Origin of the sequence: Kitasatospora sp. NPDC056181 (assembly GCF_042266225.1) — a bacterium.
Classification (GTDB): domain Bacteria; phylum Actinomycetota; class Actinomycetes; order Streptomycetales; family Streptomycetaceae; genus Kitasatospora.
On sequence record NZ_JBHJUK010000330.1, the window covers coordinates 1 to 1,690 of the forward strand.

The following is a 1,690-nucleotide window of genomic DNA, read 5'->3' on the forward strand; positions in this document are numbered from 1 at the left end:
GGGGCGGCGGGGGGGCGCGGGGTGGCCGGCGGGCGCGGGGGCGGGGGCGGGGGGGGGGGGCGGCGTTGTTGGCGCCGGCGGCGTTGGCGTTGTTGGTGTCGGCGTTTCCGTCGGGTCGGGAGCGGGTGAAGGCGTTCGGGGTGTGGAGCGCGGTGAACGCGGCGGGTGGGGCGTTCGGGGTGTTGGTGGGCGGGGTGCTGACGCAGTACGCGGGGTGGGAGTGGGTGATGTTCGTGACGGCGCCGATGGCGGGTGTGGCGCTGTTGCTGACGTGGCGGGTGCCGGCGGGTGCGGCGGTGGGTGGCCGGGGCCGTCCTGACGTGCTGGGTGCGGTGCTGGCGACGGGTGGCGTGGCGTTGCTGGTGCTGGGCGTGGTGCGCACGGATCAGCATCCGTGGTCGTCGGCGGTGACGCTGGGGACGTTGGGCCTGGCGGTGTTGCTGCTGGCGGGGTTCGTGGTGGTGGAGCGGACGACATCGGCGGATCCGCTGGTGCGGCTGGGGTTGTTCGCGAACCGGTCGGTGGCGGGGGCGAACCTGTACACGCTGCTGCTGGGCGGGGCGATGGCGTCGGCGTTCTACTTCGTGTCGTTGTACCTGCAACGGGTCCTCGGGGCGGGCCCGGCACGCACCGGGGTGCAGTTCCTGCCGTTCGCACTGGGCGTGGTGGTGGGCTCGGTCATGGCGGTGAAGCTGGGGCTGCGCTTCGCACCGCGGTCCCTGCTGGTGGCAGGGGCGCTGGTGACGGCGGTGGGCTTCTGGTGGTTCGGGATGATGAGCGCGGACGGGTCCTTCGCGACGGACGTCCTCGGACCGTCGGTGGTCACGAGCGTGGGAATCGGACTCTGCCTCGCACCCGCGGTCTCGATCGCGACCGCGGGCGTGGCGGCACACGAGACCGGCAGCGCGTCCGGGCTGCTGAACAGTACACGCCAGATCGGCGCGTCACTGGGGCTGGCAGCGCTGGGGACGGCGGCGCACGACCGCACGGGCAAGCACGTCACCCCGGTGACGCTGAACGACGGGTATGCGCTGGGGATGAGCGTGGGGACGGTGATCCTGCTGGCGGCGGCGGTCGTGGCGTTCACGGTCCTGCCACGCACCGGTGCGCCGGTGGCGGAGGGGGAGCAGGAGGAGCGGGGCCTGGTCGCGGTACAGGACTGACTGCCCTGGGCGGGGCCGGCCCGGGAGTGACGGTCCGGGGTGACGGTCCAGCCGGGGCGGGCTCGCCCCGGCCGGGGCCGCCCGGGTCCGTGAGGGCTTGGCGGGGCGGGCGGTCGGTGGTGTCTGCGGGTGCCGGGTCCGCGTTGTGCAGCGCGCCGGCCACGTCGTGCGTCGGCGGCAGCGGCATCGCCGAGGAGAGCACCCACGAGGAACTCCTGCACCGCGCCGACCGCTACGCCGGTTTCTGGGAGACCTCCGCGTCGCCGCCCGCGGGCCGGTGAACCGCACCACCCGCACCACCCGCAGGACCTGCTCCACCTGCTGTGTCTGCTCGGCTCGTATGACCCGTTGTGCCCATATTCGGCTGGCGCCTGCCTGTTGGGGGCGGGCCGGCCGGTCCCGAAGGAGGAACGGACGTGAACGTTGCTGGGGACGTGGCTCTTGTCGTCGGGGGGACCTCGGGGCTGGGGCTGGCCACCGCCCGGCGGTTGTTGGAGGGCGGTTGCCGGGTGGTGGTGATGGGGCGT

The 1,690-nt window shown here is 74.0% G+C and carries 3 protein-coding genes; all 3 read left to right on the forward strand.

What is annotated here, in order from left to right:
- The coding region (locus ACFC1F_RS43310) for an MFS transporter (protein ID WP_376167321.1) at positions 1-1,163 on the forward strand (1,163 nt) is incomplete at its 5' end.
- 143 nt (positions 1,164-1,306) lie between these two features.
- Positions 1,307-1,444 (forward strand): hypothetical protein, encoded by a 138-nt coding sequence (locus ACFC1F_RS43315; RefSeq protein ID WP_376167323.1) that lies wholly within the window; start codon positions 1,307-1,309, stop codon positions 1,442-1,444.
- Positions 1,445-1,597: 153 nt separating this feature from the next.
- On the forward strand, positions 1,598-1,690 hold a 93-nt coding region (locus ACFC1F_RS43320), incomplete at its 3' end, for an SDR family NAD(P)-dependent oxidoreductase (protein WP_376167325.1).